General features: G+C 44.5%; 17 protein-coding genes. All 17 read right to left on the bottom strand.

Translation table 11 applies throughout. The features are described from left to right. Nucleotides 1-9: 9 nt before the first annotated feature. The 17 genes from fliE to flgG all read right to left on the bottom strand — a co-directional run bounded on the left by fliE (nt 10) and on the right by flgG (nt 20,310). Nucleotides 10-321, bottom strand: a complete 312-nt coding sequence (gene fliE, locus ACMAZD_RS04925) for a flagellar hook-basal body complex protein FliE (RefSeq protein WP_435248766.1) — start codon at nt 319-321, stop codon at nt 10-12. A 132-nt stretch (nt 322-453) separates the two neighbouring features. Further along, nucleotides 454-1,863, bottom strand: a complete 1,410-nt coding sequence (locus ACMAZD_RS04920) for a sigma-54-dependent transcriptional regulator (RefSeq protein ID WP_435248765.1) — start codon at nt 1,861-1,863, stop codon at nt 454-456. Nucleotides 1,864-1,893: 30 nt separating this feature from the next. After that, on the bottom strand, nt 1,894-2,928 hold the full coding sequence (locus ACMAZD_RS04915) for a sensor histidine kinase (protein WP_435248764.1): 1,035 nt from the start codon (nt 2,926-2,928) through the stop codon (nt 1,894-1,896). A gap of 185 nt (nt 2,929-3,113) precedes the next feature. Next, nucleotides 3,114-4,580 (bottom strand): sigma-54 dependent transcriptional regulator, encoded by a 1,467-nt coding sequence (locus tag ACMAZD_RS04910; protein ID WP_435248763.1) that lies wholly within the window; start codon nt 4,578-4,580, stop codon nt 3,114-3,116. Nucleotides 4,581-4,808: 228 nt separating this feature from the next. Then, entirely contained in the window at nt 4,809-5,219 is a 411-nt protein-coding gene (gene fliS / locus ACMAZD_RS04905) for a flagellar export chaperone FliS (protein WP_017104821.1), read from the bottom strand. 12 nt (nt 5,220-5,231) lie between these two features. Continuing rightward, a complete protein-coding gene (locus tag ACMAZD_RS04900) occupies nt 5,232-5,537 on the bottom strand; it encodes a flagellar protein FliT (protein ID WP_435248762.1) in 306 nt (101 codons plus the stop codon). 3 nt (nt 5,538-5,540) lie between these two features. Further along, the gene (gene fliD, locus ACMAZD_RS04895) at nt 5,541-7,568 is read right to left on the bottom strand and encodes a flagellar filament capping protein FliD (protein ID WP_435248761.1); all 2,028 of its coding nucleotides are present in this window, start codon (nt 7,566-7,568) and stop codon (nt 5,541-5,543) included. Nucleotides 7,569-7,590: 22 nt separating this feature from the next. Then, complete coding sequence (gene flaG, locus ACMAZD_RS04890) at nt 7,591-8,016, bottom strand: flagellar protein FlaG (RefSeq protein ID WP_102436935.1); 426 nt, start codon at nt 8,014-8,016, stop codon at nt 7,591-7,593. Nucleotides 8,017-8,097: 81 nt separating this feature from the next. Beyond that, nucleotides 8,098-9,228 (bottom strand): flagellin, encoded by a 1,131-nt coding sequence (locus tag ACMAZD_RS04885; RefSeq protein ID WP_435248760.1) that lies wholly within the window; start codon nt 9,226-9,228, stop codon nt 8,098-8,100. A gap of 577 nt (nt 9,229-9,805) precedes the next feature. Further along, nucleotides 9,806-10,939 carry a flagellin gene (locus tag ACMAZD_RS04880; RefSeq protein ID WP_435248759.1) on the bottom strand — a complete coding sequence of 378 codons (1,134 nt, stop codon included), beginning with the start codon at nt 10,937-10,939 and terminating at the stop codon, nt 9,806-9,808. A gap of 700 nt (nt 10,940-11,639) precedes the next feature. Further along, a complete protein-coding gene (locus ACMAZD_RS04875; protein ID WP_435248758.1) occupies nt 11,640-12,776 on the bottom strand; it encodes a flagellin in 1,137 nt (378 codons plus the stop codon). 423 nt (nt 12,777-13,199) lie between these two features. Continuing rightward, the gene (gene flgL, locus ACMAZD_RS04870) at nt 13,200-14,390 is read right to left on the bottom strand and encodes a flagellar hook-associated protein FlgL (RefSeq protein ID WP_435248757.1); all 1,191 of its coding nucleotides are present in this window, start codon (nt 14,388-14,390) and stop codon (nt 13,200-13,202) included. 9 nt (nt 14,391-14,399) lie between these two features. Further along, nucleotides 14,400-16,280, bottom strand: coding sequence for a flagellar hook-associated protein FlgK (flgK, locus tag ACMAZD_RS04865; RefSeq protein ID WP_435248756.1), 1,881 nt, complete (start codon nt 16,278-16,280; stop codon nt 14,400-14,402). A 220-nt stretch (nt 16,281-16,500) separates the two neighbouring features. Continuing rightward, nucleotides 16,501-17,436: a flagellar assembly peptidoglycan hydrolase FlgJ gene (gene flgJ, locus ACMAZD_RS04860; protein WP_102269228.1), complete on the bottom strand. Its 936-nt coding sequence runs from the start codon at nt 17,434-17,436 to the stop codon at nt 16,501-16,503. A 10-nt stretch (nt 17,437-17,446) separates the two neighbouring features. Continuing rightward, the gene (locus tag ACMAZD_RS04855) at nt 17,447-18,538 is read right to left on the bottom strand and encodes a flagellar basal body P-ring protein FlgI (RefSeq protein ID WP_017106350.1); all 1,092 of its coding nucleotides are present in this window, start codon (nt 18,536-18,538) and stop codon (nt 17,447-17,449) included. 93 nt (nt 18,539-18,631) lie between these two features. Beyond that, nucleotides 18,632-19,408, bottom strand: a complete 777-nt coding sequence (gene flgH / locus ACMAZD_RS04850; protein ID WP_435248755.1) for a flagellar basal body L-ring protein FlgH — start codon at nt 19,406-19,408, stop codon at nt 18,632-18,634. Nucleotides 19,409-19,521: 113 nt separating this feature from the next. Next, nucleotides 19,522-20,310 (bottom strand): flagellar basal-body rod protein FlgG, encoded by a 789-nt coding sequence (gene flgG, locus ACMAZD_RS04845; RefSeq protein ID WP_004736180.1) that lies wholly within the window; start codon nt 20,308-20,310, stop codon nt 19,522-19,524.

Below are 20,310 nucleotides of genomic sequence, written 5' to 3'. Positions count from 1 at the left end.
CTACCTAACTTATACCGGCATATTCATAAGCTCTTTGTACGACTCGACCAATTTATTTCTAATTTGGATCGTCGCCTCAAAGGCCACACTAGATTTATTCCGAGCGATCATCACATCGGATAGAGACACACTCTGGTCGCCGCTATCAAAGCGAGCTTGAAGAGCGCCTGAGGTCTTTTGTAGTGAGTTCACATTATCGATGGCTTGCGTCAACATGTTGCCAAAGTCTGCACCAACCGCTTGCCCCGTTGCAGCAGGACGCGCGCTAGCAGCTTCAGCCATCATTGCCTGCATTTCGCCTTGTAAACCATCTATTCTCATCTACTACCTCAGGAGTCAAAATTATGACTATCTATTTAACTGTACTATTGACAGAGCAATTAGCATGCCACACATTAAATTGATTAGACACCCTATTACACTAGTCAGAAAGATGACACCACTAATCTAACCTCAGTTTGGGATATCTATCCCAGCATCACGCATTTTTGCCAACTTATAACGCAGCGTGCGTGGACTAATCCCTAACTTTTCGGCCATTTCTTTGCGTCGACCATTACAAGCAATCAGTGTTTCAAGAATAATCGCATACTCTTGATCTCGAAGCTCATTTCCAAGCCCTTCACTGCTTGCTACAACTTTACTGATAGGATTAGATTCAGCAATCGGCTTAATTTCAGGCGCTGCAACACTGTTTCCTTCAACGATTTGTTGTAGGCCAGTAGCGTCTTCCCAATCAACACCTTCAAGCAAGATATGCTCACCAGAAATATTTTCTTGCTCACTCAGAATTAGAGCGCGCTGCACGACATTATCCAGTTCTCGAACATTACCCGGCCACGGATAATTGACGAGTTTAGTGATGGCTTGCTCGGAAAGAGAAGGAACAGGCATTCCAAGTTTGGTGCAATGACGCTCCACCAAATGCTTCGCTAACGGCTCAATATCGCCTTTACGTTCATACAGGGCTGGCCAAGTAATTGGGAATACATTCAGCCGGTAGTATAAATCTTCACGGAAATTCCCTTCAGAAACATACTGTTTTAGGTCACGGTTACTGGTTGCCAGAACGCGGACATCCAGTTTGATGCTCTTACGACTGCCAAGACGTTCAACTTCACGCTCTTGCAACACACGCAGCAGTTTCGCTTGGAGGCTAAGGTCCATTTCACTGATCTCATCCAACAAAATAGTACCGCCCTGCGCTTGTTCAAATTTACCCGGGCAAGCTTGAATAGCGCCAGTAAATGCGCCTTTGTCGTAGCCAAACAGTGTCGCTTCCAACATATTATCTGGAATCGCGGCACAGTTAATCGCTACAAACGGACCGTCTTTACGGCTCGAAGCGTTGTGAATATAACGAGACATAACCTCTTTACCAGAACCACTTGGCCCAAGCACCATGACGTTGGCGTCGGTCTTAGCCACCTTGTCGGCCAGCATCATTAACTTGATGCTTTTCTCATCGGCAACGATGGCATCACCATTATCGTCCGATTTCACAGGAGCGTAACGGCTCACCATATTGAGCAGCACTTCAGGCGCAAATGGCTTTGCCATGTAATCAATAGCGCCTTCTTTCATTGCCGCTACCGCGTCTTCAATGTTAGCGTAAGCCGTCATCAATAAAACCGGAAGATTTGGCCAATGCTGCTTGATGTTTCTTAGCAGTGCTAAACCACCCATACCTGCCATCTGTACATCAGAGACAACAATATCAACAGAGTTCGATTTCAATTTCAACAGAGCACCTTCCGCACAATCCGCTTCTAGCCATTCATAGCCAGCAAGCGCGAGTGTATCGACAAGGGCTTCGCGTAGACCTTCATCATCTTCGACGATTAACACTTTGCTTTGAGCCATAAGATTCTCCAGTGTAAATTCAGTTAAAACTTATTCATTTTCAGAAGAAGTGCTTCTCTCTAACGGCAAGCACATTGTAAAGCATGCGCCGTCCCCTTCTTCTGATATTAATTCCAATCGACCTTCATGTGCTCGACAAACCATTTGCACAACCGCTAGCCCCAAACCTGTACCTTGCGAGCGAGTGGTAAAGAAGGGTTCCATAATTTTACCTTGAAGCTCTTTTGGTACGCCGGGGCCACTGTCTTGTACTGATATCTTAAGTTCTCCGTTTACAGGCCTAAAGAACACATCAATCTGCGATTCCTTGCCAGCAATTTGCACTGCGTTCAAAACTAGGTTGCTCAGAGCAGAAGCAATAGCGTTAGCATTGCCAAACATCTGAGTATCTTCACCTTCAACTTCCTGGCAATAATCAATCTGGTTCGATTTTAATGCCGCTTCCACCATTGGGTAAAACTCAGTGATAAGTTCAGCGACAGTAAATGGCTTCACAACCTTATTGTCGCCGCCTTTGGCAAACAATAGCATGTCATTCACTTGCTTCTCTAAGTCATGCAACCTATCCATAAGCTTAGATTGAAAACGTGTCTTTGTTGCCGGTAGTAAATTTGGCGCTGCAAGGTTTGATGCATACAGCATCGCACTAGAGAGTGGCGTACGAACCTGATGCGCCAACGAGGCTACCATTCTGCCTAACGACGACAAACGCTGAAGATCACTCACGCGAGACTGTAGAAGACGAGTTTCTGTCAGGTCGGTAATCAAGATGAGCTGACCCGTAGTAGAAGCTGAAATCGCCAAACGAACCTTACGCCCATTCTTCAGTGATATCTCATGTCCATCATCGTCTTTTGGGTCAAAAGCACTTTGAATCACCGAAAACCACTTCTCACCAACTAACTCAACACCAAGAATACAGTGTGCTTCTGGGTTCGCTTCTCTTACTTCTCCATGAGTATCTAACAAGATGACACCTGCTGGCATCACATCAAGCACTTGCTTATAGCGCTCAACCTGCTGTTCAACTGAATCTAGGTGTGATTGATTTTCTGATTCGTGCATGTCAAAAATTTGCCTCAAATACTAAAACAGCCTGACACGTAAAACACACGTCAGGCTATTTGCTATATTTATCACATAGTTAAGCAAGCAAAAACTCGACTATGTCCTATCTATTCACTCAATCAAAACGATGTTTTAACTCAACACTCGTCTTAGTTTGATACCGCTGAACGCGAATCTGAGCTCTATCGCTGTAGATTATATTTGCGCATTTTTTCAACCAGAGTCGTTCTGCGCATTCCAAGCATATCGGCCGCACGAGCAACGATTCCATCCTGTGCTTCCAAGGCTTGATTGATCATGTTCACTTCCATATCGGCGAGAAGTTCTTTCAAGTTAACCCCTTCCGGAGGCAATTCTTGAGGAGTATTGGCGTTATCAACGAGATCGTCTTGTTGGTCAAAACTGAAATCTTCTGAGAATAGATCAGCCAAAGCATCACGTTCTTGCTCTTCCTCTGATACAAAGGGATTAAACTCTGGTTGGAATTCAGGAATATCACTGTATCGATATTTTGTTGGCAAGTGATTAACGTCGACTAAACTGTTTGGATAGAGGATAACCATACGCTCAACTAAGTTTGCTAATTCACGAACGTTGCCTGGCCATTCATGCTCCATTAAGGAGTTAATCGCCCGAGGCGTGAAACAAATAGGCATGCTACCTTCCGCTTCCATTCTAGTCATCAGCTCTTGCAGTAAAAGAGGCACGTCCTCTTTACGATCTTGTAGAGCTGGCATTTCAATCGGGAACACATTCAGTCGGTAATACAGGTCTTCACGGAACGAGTCATCGTCGATCATGTCTTCAAGGTTGCGGTGTGTTGCCGCAATCACGCGAACGTCAGCTTGAATCGTGTTGTTACCACCGACGCGTTCAAAGCATCGCTCTTGTAATACGCGCAGCAGTTTAACCTGCATTGCCATTGGCATGTCACCAATTTCATCAAGAAACAGCGTGCCACCTTCAGCCAATTCAAAGCGGCCTTTACGTGCAGTGATCGCACCAGTAAACGCGCCTTTCTCATGGCCAAATAGTTCACTTTCCAATAAGTCTGGCGGAATCGCACCACAGTTCACAGGCACGAAAGGCCCAGAACGACGCTTAGAATAATAATGAATGTTTCGAGCAACAACTTCTTTACCTGTACCCGATTCACCAAGAATCAATACATTCGCGTCAGTTGAAGAGACTTGTTCAATTAAGTGGCGAACTTCTTGAATGCCAGCACTTTGCCCAACAAGGCTACGAAACAATGTGTTATTACGTGCTGAAGAGACGACTTGGACGCCTTTACGACCTAAGAAGTCTTTACAGTGTCTTAATGCATCACTTAATTGAGGATAGTTAAGAGGCAGCTCTAATTCGCCAACATAGTTGGTGAGTTCATCGACCGAATGATTATGCTTGCCAATAACAAGCAATGGGATGTGATTTACGTGAACAAGCTTTTCATTGAGTAAAGCGTTGAAGCCTTTACCTTTAATTGAGCCAATAATGCAACCTGACCACTGTAGTGACCAATCCACTTTACGTGCTTGTTCCGAGCTGATTACTTCGCAGCTCTCTCCTACAAACTCTAATATTGTGCTTAAATTGTGACGATCTTGAGAATTATCATCGACGACAAGCAGTTTTGCCAAACCATGCATAAGTAGGAATTATTGCCTTTATTTTGGTGCGATGCGGAAAAACGGTGAACAACGTAATCGATAAAACAGAAAAATATATTAATGATTATGTTTTACGTGGACACATTAAGGAAATCAGCAACGAAAAAAGCCATTAGGCTATCTAATGGCTTCTATTTTATTTGATTAAAAAAATAAGGCAACCAACCAATTAACGTAAGTGTCGTTAGTTGAAAGGATTGTTTTTCTTTAAATACCTACGTCAGCAGACGTCAAGTTGTGATATTCGTTCGGAATTTGGTCCCAAGCGCTCTTAATTTCGCGGATAATATCGATAACATCATCAATTGGCTGTGGATCATTTTTGTGATTTGCCGCAGAAATTTGCGTGATCATGAACTCATAAAGTTGATCTAGGTTTTTTGCAATATCACCTCCATCTGCCATAGAAAGGCAACTACGTAGGCTAATAATGATATCTAGAGCCTTACCAAGGCGTTCACCTTTCACTGGAATGTTGCCCGCTTGCATTGCCGCTTTGCCTTGAATCAAGCGTTCAATTGCACCCGCCATCAACATTTGTACAATCTTATGGGGTGAGGCAGCTGTTAGCTGACTATCCACTGATACCTTTTTATATGCCTGTAAAGAACCGCGCATAGTAAACCTCTTTTATAAAAACTTTTTGTATTGTTGAACTGATTTAGCGCTGTGACGGTATTTGTGTAGGGTCTTACCTAATCGAGTCGTCTCAGACTGCATCAATTCGACCAATTTTCTGGTTCTGGTAATGGCTTCAAACCATTCAGAACTTTGCTTAACTTCGGGGTGTGAGTCGATGAATTGAAGCACGTTTTGCAATAACTGTTCTCTGTTATCGACAAGCTGCGTTATTTCTTCAGCATTAATTTCACTAAATTCGAGCTTAGAGATAATTAATTGATCGAGTTCACAAAGCTCTTGAAGCTGGCTATTCATCGATTAGCCCAACGCATTCATCATACTGCCCAGCTGAGATTGCATTTTGCTGGTCGCATCTTGCATCGCGGTAAACTTGGAGTGCGTGCGGTTTTGTAAACTATCCATGCGACGGTCCAATGCACTTTGATCATCAACCAAGCGATAATTCTGTTCGACCAAGCTCTTTTCTCGTGTACGAATAGAGCCCGTAATACCGGTGATCCCTTGAATCGCATCTTCCACTTTTTTGGCGAAACCATTGTTGCCACCAAAGAACTCACCCAACTTATCGAAGTTGTTGTTGAGTTGACGGTCAAGCATATCGTAGTTAATTTCTAACGAACCTTGCCTTGTTGTGGTGATACCAAACTCGGTCAAAGACTTTAGGTTATCAGGCGCCCCTTCAATGCTTGATGAGAACACACCTTTCAATCTTGAGTCAGCGTTACGCACGGTACTGTCGCCAGACAGCGGTCCTTTTTGGCCGGTCGTTAGGTCAACACCCGCCAAGTTTTTAGACACTTGGTAAAATTGATTGTAAGAATTAACAAAAGCTTCAATGTCTTGACGAACACTATTACGGTCGTACTCCACACCAATTTCTGCTGGCGGCTTATCTTTCGGGGTTTTTCCTTTAACCGTGATATCGATACCTTCAACGGCATCTTCAATCACATTGTTGTTACTAGAAAGCTGAGCAACGCCATCCAAGACAACCATTGAATCTTGTCCGGCTTGAACTTCCGTCATACCACTGTAAGTATCGAAAGACTCTTGAGCTTGAGCAAGGTCAGCTTGTGCTTTATCGACCTTCTCTAATTGCTCACGTTCTTCAGGATCGAGTTTGGCACGTTCAATCTTTTTGGCTTGTTCAGCGGTCAATTCGCCTTTTTGAACTTTCTCTGCGAGCTCTGCTTTTTCTTGTGAGATTTTTTCTTCGATACGCGCTTGTTCAGCCTCAAGCTTTTGTTGGGCTTCCTTTGGCGTCACGTAGGAATCTGTCAACGTACCTGAGGCAGCATTTGACCACCCCGGAACATCAGGGGCTTTCTCTATCGCTTTTTCATCAAGCTCAAGTTCTGGTGTGTAGTAAGAATCAAGAAGCGTACCAGAAGCCGTTTCCGTCCAACCTGGGATATTATCTTCAGGCATGACCGACTTTGCCGCTTGGGCTGCATCAAGGGCAGCTTGGCCGTCGGCAGCGGCTTGTTCGCCGTAGCGCAGACTTTGAGAGTCTTCGTCAGCAACGGAGGTGGAATCGGTTTGAGGTATAGGGATGACATTGCCGTCTTCATCGAGTGTTTCACTCGCATTAGGATCGTCATTCGAAATCGCGTCATCAACGAGTTGCGCAGCTTTTCCTGCGGGAGTCAGAGCAAGAACGTCTTGAGCGGCAAGGCGCGCTTTCTCTAGCGCTTTAACACGCTCTTCCAAGGTTCTGTATTCGAGTTTTTTTAGAGGATTGGCAGCATCAGATTCGACATTAATGCTGATTTGTTGATCGGAACCTGACTGGTTCGAGGCAACAATAAGTCGCGGACCTTCAACATCATTAATAACAGATGCTCGAACGCCTGGGTTGCTACCTGCACCGTTTATGCTGCGAACAATATCGATCAGTTTCGATCTATCGCCAACTTGCACATCAAAGCTGTCATCGCCAAGCGAAACCTGCAGCTTACCTGGGCCAAATTTCATGTCTTCTGATAGTACATCAGAAGCCACTTTATGGCTTTGGGCAAGCTGCAACACATCGATGGCATATTTGCCAGCGATCGCTTCGGTAGTCGCAGTTGCAGAGACAAGAGCTTCATCGGTACTTTCCACTGTTCGGACAGCGAAAGCTTTTTCCTGACGAAAGTTTGTCATCAGGTTTTTCATCGAATCAAGGGATTCTCTGAGTCTTCCATAGGCACTAATGCTGGTATCGATTCGCGTTCGTTCATTGTCGATTCGTTGCTGTTTAGGTACACGCTCCGAATCAACAATTTTGCTAACCATGGAATTGATATCCATGCCAGACGAAATCCCCATTGGGCCAAAACTCATTAAACCACCTCAATAATACGACTTAAACCTTCACCTCAAATATTCGACTATTTGAGTTTTGGGCTGCTAGGCGTCTTAGAATTTCAAGCATTTCTTCATCAGGAATCTGACGAATAATATCGCCAGTTGTGGTCTCATAAATGGTGACCACGTCTCTCCCCGATTCTTCATCGACTTTAAAGGCAACACCCTTATTGAGAGAAGAGATGAACTCGTTCACCTTCTCTACCATCTTGACTCGCTCCTCATCATTCAACTCTTGTCTAACTTGAGCCAATTGAATTGCCGCTTCGGTAGCCTCTTCTTTCGATTTCTCTACCTTGCCATAGGATGTTGCTTCTTTCAGTCGAGAAACACTCGACGCACTACTACCTTCATCGCTTGCAAATTTAATGCCATTAGGTGAGCCATAAGGCTGGATGTTCGATGCGTTGGATGGTATTTCCATAACAGTCTCCCTCCCTCCTTTGTGAGCCATACAGTAAAACTCTACCCAAAGTAGAGTTTACCGCTACTTACCGAGGTAAGTTTAACCCAATAAGCTTAGAGCTGCTGATGGTGATTGTTTTGCTTGAGCTAGGATAGAAGTACTCGCCTGTTGTAGGATTTGAGACTTCGTCATTGCTGTCGTTTCTTTCGCGTAATCAGTATCTTTGATACGGCTCTTAGATGCATTAACGTTTTCGTTGATGTTATCTAAGTTGCTGATTGCGTGGTCAAAACGATTTTGGAAAGCACCAAGAGATGCACGCTGACTATCCACAGATTTTAGAGCGCCGTCAATAATAGACACCGCTTCGTTTGCACCCGCAACTGATGTGACATTGATGTCGTTTACGGTTACATCTTTACCTGCTCCAATACCTAGATCACTTGCAAGACTGCCACCAAACTCAACATCGCCCTCAACTTTTTGACTTGAAGCGAAAAGTTGCAGTTTGCCACCTTCCCCTACAGACGCTTTAACGTCTTGGCTTTGACCGTTGATGTAAGTTGCTAGCTCTTCGATGTCATTGCCTTCCTTCGCAGAAATAGACAACTCTTGAGCTTCACCAAACTTATCGTTGTATTTGATGGTCAGGTCAGAGCCCGCAGCCACACGCCATGAAGCATCTTTACCTTCAGTCACACCGTAGCTTTTGCCACCCATGTCTTGAGTGTCGGTACGCATATTACCCATAGATAGCATTACTGCTTCACCTGAGTCAGCACCGATTTGGAAAGATTGGCTACCGTAAGTACCGTTAAGAAGCTTGTTACCACCGAAAGAGGTCGTTTCAGCGATACGGTTAAGTTCAGTGTTTAAAGCAGACACTTCTTCTTGGATCGCAACACGTTCAGATTTGCTGTTTGAACCATTTGAAGATTGAAGAGATAGGTCACGCATACGTTGCAGAATGTTGGTTGACTCATTCATTGCACCTTCAGCTGTCTGTGCAATAGAGATACCGTCATTCGCGTTTTTCACAGCCATATCTAGGCCACGGCTTTGCGACGTTAAGCGGTTAGAGATTTGTAGGCCTGCAGCATCATCTTTTGCGCTATTGATTTTATAGCCAGAAGACAAACGCTCCATTGATTTTTGAGTACCTTCAGCCGCGCTATTTAGGTAGCGTTGAGCCGTCATTGCAGACACATTAGTGCTTACATTAATCGCCATAGTTGATCTCCTTTAGGCATTTTTTAATGTACTTATGTGACTCTCACCTCACACAAATACATGTCAATTTTGTTTATGCACCAGTGTCTCTCTCACCTTACATTGGTACATATCATTTCTCTCAATCCCTTTAACGGCCCCTTAAGTAGAAGCTTTAATAAAAAATGTGATTTTTTTCGTATTCTTTTCAACAGCAAAGAAAAGTGTGATCGTGATTCAATTAATAGAGCGACATTCGCTAAAGTTTCCATTCAGATCGGAGCAATGGGCGTGGTATTGAATATACAAACCGAAAAAAGATCCCTGATATCTCGTTCTACTCGATTCTGGGATGACGGCAGATGTCCCCATTTATGAACAACTCGCAATTTCCTACAGTGAGGAACGAACGTGATAGGGAATCTCACTTTTACTCCTGTTCACCGACAGCGCACTTTTCCCAAATAACAGGAAATAAAAAACCCAGCCGAAGCTGGGTCTGTTTAGCGCTCATCTCTCACCACGAGCTAATTTGTGGAAGCCTAACGTTAACGCTTATGATCAACAAAGCTTATAGTCAACGTGGCCTTTCAATCGATTAACCTAGTAGGCTAAGTGCCGAGTTCGGTGCTTGCTTCGCTTGAGCAAGAATCGAGCTTGAAGCTTGAGAAAGGATCTGAGACTTGGTCATCTGAGTCGTTTCTTTCGCGAAATCAGTATCTTTAATACGGCTCTTAGATGCGTTAACGTTCTCGTTAATGTTGTCTAAGTTGCTGATAGCGTGGTCGAAACGGTTTTGGAAAGCACCCAGTTCAGCACGGTGGCTATCTACATACTTAAGTGCCGCATCGATTACTGCTACAGATTCTTGTGCGCCGCCAACTGATGTTACGTCGATACTATCAACCGTTACATCTTTGCCAGGTTGCATGCCTAGTTCGCCAGCAAGGCTGCCAGAGAATGCCACTTCGCCTTCAACTTTGTTGTTACCAGTAAACATTTGTAGCTTACCGTCTTCAGTTACAGACGCTTTAACAGAATCTTGTTGACCGTTAATGTACGTTGCTAGCTCTTCGATGTCGTCGCCCGCTTTCGCAGACACATCAATTTCTTGCGCTTGACCAAAGTTATCAGTGAACGACATTTTTAGGTCGTTTGCGCCAGCTTGAACGTTCCAGTCTTTGTCTTTCGCGTTCTCAGTTTGGTAGCTCTTACCACCCATCTGAGCGTTATCAGAGCGCATGTCTTTCAGTTGAAGCATTACCGCTTCACCGTTATCCGCACCGATTTGGAATGATTTAGTACCGTGAGTACCGTTAAGCAGCTTGTTGCCACCAAAAGACGTGGTTTCCGCAATACGGTTCAGTTCGTCGTTCAGTGCTGTTACTTCTTCTTGAATCGCTACACGCTCAGATTTTGAGTTTGAGCCGTTTGAAGATTGTAGAGACAAATCACGCATACGTTGCAGGATGTTGGTTGTCTCGTTCATTGCGCCTTCAGCAGTTTGTGCAATTGAGATACCGTCGTTCGCGTTACGAACAGCAACATCAAGACCACGACTCTGAACGTTCAAACGGTTAGAGATTTGTAGGCCCGCAGCGTCATCTTTTGCGCTGTTGATTTTAGAGCCAGAAGCTAGACGCTCCATTGATGTTTGTTGTGCGCTGTTTGCGTTGTTTAGGTAACGTTGCGCTGTCATCGCTGAAACGTTGGTATTTACATTCACTGCCATGGTGATTTCTCCAATTGATTTTCCGGTATAGCGGTTTCCGACGTCTCGGAAAACCAAGTAGTTCTCTCAAAGTTACTTTTAATAACGGCTCAAAATCCCGAAGCTTTAGAAAAACTTTTAAAAAACCAAAAATAAAATATTAATTTAATATTTATCATAAACTTAAATTTAACGCTTTTCTAAAACAGCTATTGGATTTAATTGGGTAAAGATCCGAATTTGTTCAAAAAACACGCTAACTGACGTTCAAGTTGGTCAAAACTCAGAAATGATCAATCACCAAAGATCACAGATGGGCTTAAAGATTGTGCGATTTATCTAGCCAAGGAGAGCATTTGTAACGAAGAAAATGGGGGGAATAGAAACTTAAGGATCAGAAAACTAAAGTTAGAAACCAGTGGGGAACGAAAAAGACAGGAAAACAAAAAGATAGAAATAAGAAAGATAGGAAACAGAGAAATAAAAAACAGAAAAGAAAAAGCCCCTTTTCCTTTGAGAGAACCGGGGCTAGTTGGCAGGTCAGAGCTTGTGTGGAGATCATCGAGAAATGAACACATTTCTGACGCGCCGTTGCATTCTTACCGTAAAAATGAATAGCAGGTGAGAGATGAGAGAGCTAAACACTCATAGTAAGTATGCTTGCCAGTTTCCCTTGCTGCATGGCTCACGTCTGAACACGAGCAGCAAGTTCAACCAATAACTATTGCAATAGTGTCATTGCAGAGTTAGGCAACTGTTTTGCTTGAGCAAGTATCGAAGTACCTGCTTGTTGCAGAATTTGTGATTTGGTCATTTGCGTCGTCTCTTTCGCAAAGTCCGTATCTTTGATTCGGCTGTTAGAAGCGTCTACGTTCTCTTGAACGTTTGCCAAGTTATTAATACTGTGGCTTAGACGGTTCTGTTTAGCACCCAAATCAGCACGCTGTGAATCTACGTACTTCATTGCAGAATCAATAACGCTGATTGCGTTTTGTGAACCTGCAACGCTAGTCAGGCTGATATCTTGAACCGATGTTACACGGCCTTCACTCTTAATACCTAGCTCAGACGCTAGGCCACCAGAGATCGACATTGCACCGTCAAGGTCAGGTTCAGCAACGAATAGTTGTATGCGACCATCATCGGTAACCGATGCATTCACAAGATCAGATTGACCATTAATGTAAGTAGCAAGCTCTTCGATATCATCACCCGCTTTGGTATTGATATCTAAAACGATGTCTTCACCTGCTTTGGTTCTGAATTCAAACTTAAGGTCGCTCGCCGTTGGTGGCACTTCCCAGCTTTTATCTTTACCGTTTTCAGAATCGAACGTAGTACCACCCATACGGAAATCATCAGCACGAACACTAGTGAGTCCCATAATCATCGCTTCACCAGAGCTAGAACCTATCTGGAAAGATGCTTCACCAAATGAACCATTCAACAGACGACGGCCACCAAACGAGGTCGTTTCCGCGATACGGTTTAGCTCATCTTGAAGTGCCGAAGACTCTTCATTAAGCGCTGTACGTTCCGCTGCCGAGTTCGTACCGTTTGATGATTGAATCGCCAGATCACGCATACGTTGTAGTACGTTGGTTGATTCGTTCATCGCGCCTTCAGCGGTTTGTGCAATTGAAATACCATCATTGGCATTACGCATTGCCACGTCTAAACCACGTGATTGCGCTGTTAAACGGTTAGAGATTTGCAGGCCAGCTGCATCATCTTTCGCGCTGTTGATTTTATGCCCCGATGACAAACGCTCCATAGAAGTCGCTAAATCATTAGACGCTTTATTCAGGTAACGCTGTGCTGTCATAGCCGAAACGTTAGTGCTTACATTTATAGCCATTTTGCTCTCCTTATGAGTTCGCAAACTTTCTGCGAAGCGGCCAGCTTTACTCTCATATGGATAAGCACTGACCGTGTATTACTCGCTAAACCCTATGCAGGGTTTAAGATCTGTATAAATCATTTCATAACAAACACAGATACAAGTTATATGCCAAGTTTAATACTGTTTTGATTAATTTTTAATATACATAAAATCAATAACTTAAATTAAAACTTAACTCGATTTGGTTTTGCTGGCTTGGGGAAAAAAAAGTACCTTCATTGACCCATTGCCGCTTTTTGCCGCTATTTTCAAACAGATGATATCCTGTATGAAAAATCGGCAAAGGTTGAAGTGATTCGCTCATACGGCATAGCACATACGGCAAAGAATCTAACTTCAATGGTGAGTGTTAGTTCACCACTAAATACCTATTGACCATTAAATATAGTTAAACAAGGTAAGGTCTTTGGTTTTACCAAACGCTTGTTGAGAAGCTTGCAATGCTCGTGAGTTTTCATTGAACTCAATGATAGCTTTCGAGTAATCCAAGTCTTCAAAGTTGCTTTTTGCTTTGGCTAAAGACAACTTAAAATCTTCATGCTGTTGCTCTTGAATATCCAGCGTACTTAAACGCGCACCCACATCGGTTCTCGCCTTGGTCAAATGGATAAACGCAGCGTGGAACTCTTCGGTTACTTGGTGCAGTTTCGCTGTTGCTGATGCATCCGATACCGGGTTTTCAGCCTGCTCAGCCGCCTCTTTGAACGTATCAAAGATAGAGAAAGTCTCTCGTGGTTCTAAGGTGATCGAATCACCTTTAGTAATTTGGCCTTTGATTTGGATATTCAGCCCTTCGTAGACAATGCCAGTCGAAGGATCAAAGTCTTCCGCGGCCACAACGGCTCCATCTTTTTCAAGTTGATAAGCATAATTTCCTGTCTGCATATCAACGAACGTCACTTTATACGTTGACCCATCTTCAGCTGAGTTCGTCGCACGTTCCAAAAGTAATTCAGAAGCGGGTTCAAGCTCGTACTGAGGTTCGTAATCACCAAACGGGTTATCTATTTCCATAAATAACTTGCTGCCTGGATCATTCATCGCCATTTCGAAGCTGCTCGCTACACGCATCTTTCGCTGATAGTCATCGCCCTGATAGCTGACGTTGCCTTGGTTATCTCTAAAGAAGGGTTGATTCTTCGGCTTAGTACCCGCAAACGTATAGTTACCCGACTCATCTTGAGAGTTAGCTAGATACAGAAAGTTATTCGATAGCTCTTGGATCTCGCGCTTCTTCGCTAAACGATCCTCTGGAGAGAGCGCACCGTTAATCATTTCCATTACGGTTCGTTTTGCCTCATCAGCAAAACCCTCGGTGTTGGAGACCAATACTTCGTGATGCTCCAATCGATTACGAACCAAGACGATTGCGTCACTATATTGCTTAAGCTGCTCTGATTGCTGACCAATATTTTGTAAATAATGGGTCGCAAGAGGATCATCACTTGGCGACTGCAACTTCTTACCGGAAGCAAGTTGTGCTTGGTTGTGATGTATCTTGTTCTCTTGACGGCGCAAGTCGTTCTGAACAGATTGGTAATTGTGGAAGCTAGAAATACGATTCAACATTTATACTTCCTACCTCAGAGCCAAAATAGTATTGAACGTATCATTGGCCGCTTGCATGATGCGTGAGGAAGCCATGTACGCTTGCTGAAATTTCATCATATTTGCCGCTTCTTCATCGAGGTTAACCCCCGACACTGAAGCAATACGTTCCTGAGCGGATTCCTTTTCTAAGGTGGCAATATCACTTAAGCGATTTGCCGTCGACGCTTTCAGGCCCGTGTTGGTATTCAAGTTGTGGTAAAGGTCTAAAATCGTAGACTCGCCATCATTCAAGATCTTACCGGTTTGGAGATCTTGCAGCTTACGCAAGTTACCGTTGTCACCCTCTGATGGGACAAGGTTTGCCGTAAATTTATCGTTTGCCACAGCGCCAGAGGTCAACTCGAAAGTCGTGCCATTAATCGTAACCGGCCCTTCAGGTGGGTATGGCTGCGGCTGCATTAAAATATTGCCTGTCGGATCAGTCACGGCAAACTGCTCACCTTTTGGTGAAACAATCACTTCAAACTCACGCAATTGACCGGCCGCTAGGATCTTGAACCCCGCAGAGCCTTTTGCGAACGTGGTCGATGCCTCATAACTTTGTGCGGCAATATCTCTAGGGTCTTTGGTTTCCATCTGAATCTGAGCAGCAAAGTTTCGAGTTGGACGTAGTAAAAGCTTCTCACCCAATTCCGGCGGGTTTCGAACTTCGACTCGCATACCATCTAGGTAAAAAGCATTGCCTGCTGAATTCGTGCTGACTTTTACAGTTTCACCATCAGGCTTGGTCACGACATAGTCACTGCCGTCATACTTAAGGCCATACTCGCCGCCTTTTAAAGCAGAGGTATCATCAATATATACGGCAACATCAGCCTTTGATTGGCTACCAGCCGTCACGCGTGATTTCGCCACGCGCTCAGAGTTCACATCTGTGAAGATGTCTTGGCCAACGTTGCCATTGAGATCCAAACCTTGTGATTGAAGAGAGTTCACTTTCTCAGAGAAAGCCGTCGCCAAACGCCCTAGTTCATCCATGATGTCAGGAATGTGTTCGTCGCGCATATCAAGCATGGCACCGATTTTCCCATCGATATCATTGCTGGTAATCGGCTTCAAAGACTTGCCTTCCACAATCGCCAGTCGACGCTGATGCGTATCAGGTAAACCATCAACCAACTTCAGTTGACTTGCTTCACTACCAGAAACCAGGGTATGACCATTACCAATATGGACGTTAAATCCTTCCGCATTAGAGCGTGGCGTTACCGTCACTTTGGTGTAGCCAGATAGCTCATTGATCAGCTTTTCGTGCTGATCTCGTAAATCATTGTGAGGCCCTGGTGTTCGCATCATCAGACGCTGAACGTCACGAATCTCAACCGCAATTTGGTTAACACGTTCAATGCCGACTTCTAACTTTTTATTCGTGGAATCAGACTGTTGACGTACCGTTTCATGGAATTCATTCAAGGTTTTAGTGACAAGCCCTGCTTTCTCTAGCACGACCTTACGCGCACCCACATCATTCGGGGTATCGGCGAGAGTCTTAACAGAATCAAACCATTCATTGAGGTTTTCTGGAATCTTCTTTGAAGCGACCGACGACAACATGCTCGACAGCATATCGAGGTTGGCTTCGGTATCGCCTTTGTTGGCGGCATTGGTTGTCGATAAGTTAAGTTCTTTGACGGCAAACTGATCCCAAGAGCGGCGAACATTTTCCACATGTACACCCATACCGTAGGATTGCCCACCGTACTGGCGCGGGTCATTCACACCTTGAATCACAGACTGGCGGCTATAGCCCTCTGTGTTGGCGTTAGAAATATTATGACCTGTGGTGTTTAGCTGTCTCTGAGCCGTAAGAACACTTTGTGCCCCTACATTCAGAAGATCCGACGCCATAATGCCCCCAAAAAACTTAACAAAACCAGAATGAACTGATTAACTACAACCGCATATGACTAAGATAAAAGCAATATATGTGCCAATAAGAACAATGGAGAGTTAAAAGACAATAATTTATTGAAGTATATGGAGATAACTATGGATTACGCGTAAGAACTGAAGGGGCGGAGAAGAAAAGAGCCTGCCAATAGCAAGCTCTCTATGTTGATTGACGACGCTAGTTCATCTCATCGATCTTGGCTTTAACTCGTAAAACCTTGTCTGCATAGTTAGGGTCGGTTGCGTAACCTGCCTGATGAATGCCTTTGATGAAATTTTCTGAATTGCCTTGATGCTGTAGCGCTGTTTCGTATCTTGGGTTTTCGTTCAAGAACTTCACGTAATCATTAAAGCTATCTTCGAAATTAGAGTAAGAACGGAAAGAAGCTGACTCTTTAACGGCTGTTTTGCCATGAAACTCAAGCGTTTGAGTCGCGACCTTATCGCCCTTCCAACTTCTATCTGCTTTGATGTTGAATAGGTTGTTGCTGTTGCCCAAAGAGTTCTTAATCATCTTAGACCCCCAACCTGTTTCAAGTGCCGCTTGTGCTAATAGCAATGACGAATCAACACCGAGTGCGCTCGCCGCTTTTTCAGCGTAAGGCTTCATTGAGGTAACAAACGATTCTGGAGAATCGAAAGATGCGGGTTGTTTTACTGCTGACAGTGCTGTTGCTGACATAGCTGATTGAACTTCAGATGCTCTCTCTTCGGAACGACCTGAATACTGAGGTCTTTCCAGTGAGGTATCAAAACCTTCACTGCGAACCTTGTCTTCTGTCGCGTCGCTTGCTTGACCCGCGCTTAATTGAGCTACGATCATATCCGCAAGACCTAATGAACCTGAAGCACTGAGTTCGCTCGCCATTTGGTCATCTTGCATCTGACGATAAAACTGCTCGTTCTGGCTGTTCAGCATATCTGACTTAAAGCTAGAGTTCGCATCACGCATCGACTTAAACAACATCGACGTAAAAATCGATTCAAACTGTTTTGCCGCTGCTGTGAGTGCTTCTTTCTCGCTGCCTTCTTCACCGTTTACTGCTTGTTGACGAAGACGGTCTAGGCTGCCGATATCGTGAATAAAGCCGATGTCATTGTTATTCTTAATCATGCTTTATTCCTTAGATAATGATCAATTGGCCTTCAATTGCACCTGCTTGTTTCAGTGCTTGAAGGATTGCCATTAAATCAGAAGGCGCTGCGCCCACTTCGTTGACTGCGCGAACCAAATCATCCAGTGTTAAGCCCGGCTCAAACTTGAACATCTTGCCATCAGCTTCGGTGACCTCGATATCTGAATCAGGAACCACCACTGTTTGACCACCAGAGAATGCATTCGGTTGGCTCACGTTGAGGTTTTCTTTGATTGCGACCGTCATGCCACCGTGCGTTACCGCAGCGGCTTTTAGACGAACATGCTTACCAACCACAATCGTTCCGGTACGTGAGTTAACAATGATTTTTGCAGAGCCCTCTGCAGGATCGAATTCGATGTTTTCGATGGCAGAAAGGAAAGCCACACGTTGGCTGATTTCACGAGGTGCACGAACTTTTACTGAAGTCGCGTCGACCGCTGAAGCCATTTGTGGGCCTAGGAAATTATTCACCGCATCAGCCAAACGCTGAGCTGTTGTGAAATCTGATTGAATTAAGTTGAAAGTGATGTAGTCGCCACGGCCGAATGGGGTTGGGATCTCTTGTTCAACCGTTGCACCACTAGAAATGATGCCGACATTAGGGTTGTTACCGACGATTTTAGAGCCGTCGTTGCCTTGAGCACTAAAGCCACTTACCACCAAGTTACCTTGTGCTACCGCGTACACTTGACCATCTAAACCTTTTAGGAAGGTTTGGAGCAAGGTACCACCGCGTAGGCTTTTTGCAGAACCAATAGAAGAAACGGTGACGTCAACTTCCTGTCCTTGCTTAGAGAATGCCGGCAGTTCAGCGGTAACGATAACGGCCGCTACGTTTTTGGTTTTTGGCTTGGTGCCAGGCGGCAATTGAATGCCAAAATTTTGCAGCATGGCGTTAAACGTTTGATCGGTAAAGGGAGTTGTCTCACCGGTACCCGGCAAACCTGTGACCAAACCATAGCCGACAAGTTGGTTACTACGAACACCCGCCACTTTCGCCACGTCTTTAATACGCGCAGCATGGGCACTGGTGGCAAGAAATAGCATGCCGAATAGTACGAGTGTCAGTTTTTTCATTGAGTAACCTGTCTGTATTGCTTTAATTTATAATGAGTTAGCTTGAAATTAGATGACTCTGGGAGTGTCAGTATGTCGACACAATCTCAAGCTCTACAAAGATACATTAAAGAATCGTGCCAAGAATCCAGGCTCTTGCATATCTTTCTGAACGCCAGTACCTGAGTACTGAATTCGCGCGTTAGATACTCGGTTCGAAGCAATAGTGTTCTCGAAATCAATATCGTCAGGGCGGATGGTGCCACTTAGGCGGATATACTCGTCGCCCGTGTTCAGTGTCATCCACTTTTCACCACGAACCACGAGGTTGCCATTGGCTAACACTTCGATCACTTCAACGGTGATGTAACCACTAATGCTGTTACTTTGGTTAGCTGAGGTATCACCAGCAAAGGTGTTGGTGTTACTCAAGTCGTAAGAGAAGTTGTACTTATCTATAGTTAGCTCTTGGCCACCAACGGCTAATGGCTCCATTGATGCGTCGTTCGACTTAGACATGTCTGCGTTGGCTTTTTTGGTCGCTCGTGTATTTTCATCGAGTGCGACAGTAATGATGTCACCAATACCGCGAGGTTTTGAATCGTCATACATGCTGCCAATATGGCTCACATTGAACAGCGAGCCTGTGGCTGCGGCATAGTGTTCAGGTTTCTTCTTTGGGTTAATTGGCGCCCATGCAGGGTCGCCCGCGATTGGATCGGTTCTGCCACGAAGTGTGTCAATAATACCAGAGCTCTCTTCAGCCGACTTATCACCTTCTACTGCATCAACCACTGTAGTTGCGTTTTCTTGTGCTGGAGTTTCGATGGGATCCAGTAAAGAACAGCCTGTCATAGACAGAAACAGAGCTAAACAAAAAATACGTTTCATGGCGATATACTCTCAGCAGGCAATGATAAATAGATCAATGAGTAGAAACTCGTCGATTCAATAAAAAGAGATCTATTAATTGTAAATAAGTCAGTAAACGGTAAATAAACCAATTACAGCTGTTGGTTAACAAAGCTCATCATCTTGTCTACTGACGAGATAACTTTTGAGTTCATTTCGTAAACACGTTGAGCTTCAATCATGTTAACCAGCTCTTCGGTTACGTTTACGTTCGATGTTTCTAGCATCGATTGACGGATGTTACCCAAGCCATCAAAGCCCGGAACACCCTCTTGCGGATCGCCACTTGCACCCGTTGGTAAGTAAAGGTTTTGACCGACTGGCTCTAAACCACCTGGGTTTACGAAGTCAGTAATGGTGATTTGGCCAACCACGACGTTATTTTGTTCACCACGTAGACGAACCGATACTTCACCATCGTTACCAACCGTCACCGAAATCGCATCTTCAGGAATAACGATTTCTGGTTGCAGAGCATAACCTTGACCCGACGTTACGATCGCGCCATCACCGTTCAGTGTGAACTGACCATTTCGGCTGTAGCCTGTTTCACCGTCTGGCATTTCAACTTGGAAAAAGCCATCACCTTCGATCATCATATCTAGGCTATTCGATGTCGTTTGTGCGTTACCATGAGTGTGAACTTTTTGAGTTGCCACGACTTTAGAACCGGCACCCAACATCAAACCACTTGGCAGCTCAGTGTTCTGAGACGATTGGCCACCCGGCTGATTGATGTTCTGATAGAACAGATCTTCAAATACCGCACGACTCTTTTTAAAACCAATAGTTGAGGCGTTGGCAAGGTTGTTTGAAATTGTTGAGATATTGGTTTGTTGGGCGTCTAAACCTGTTTTACTTACCCATAATGCTGGATGCAT

It is taken from the genome of Vibrio sp. nBUS_14 (assembly GCF_051201655.1).
In the GTDB taxonomy this organism is placed as follows: Bacteria; Pseudomonadota; Gammaproteobacteria; order Enterobacterales; family Vibrionaceae; genus Vibrio.
The sequence above is the reverse complement of the archived record's forward strand: the minus strand, read 5'-3'. Positions and strand labels throughout refer to the sequence as shown.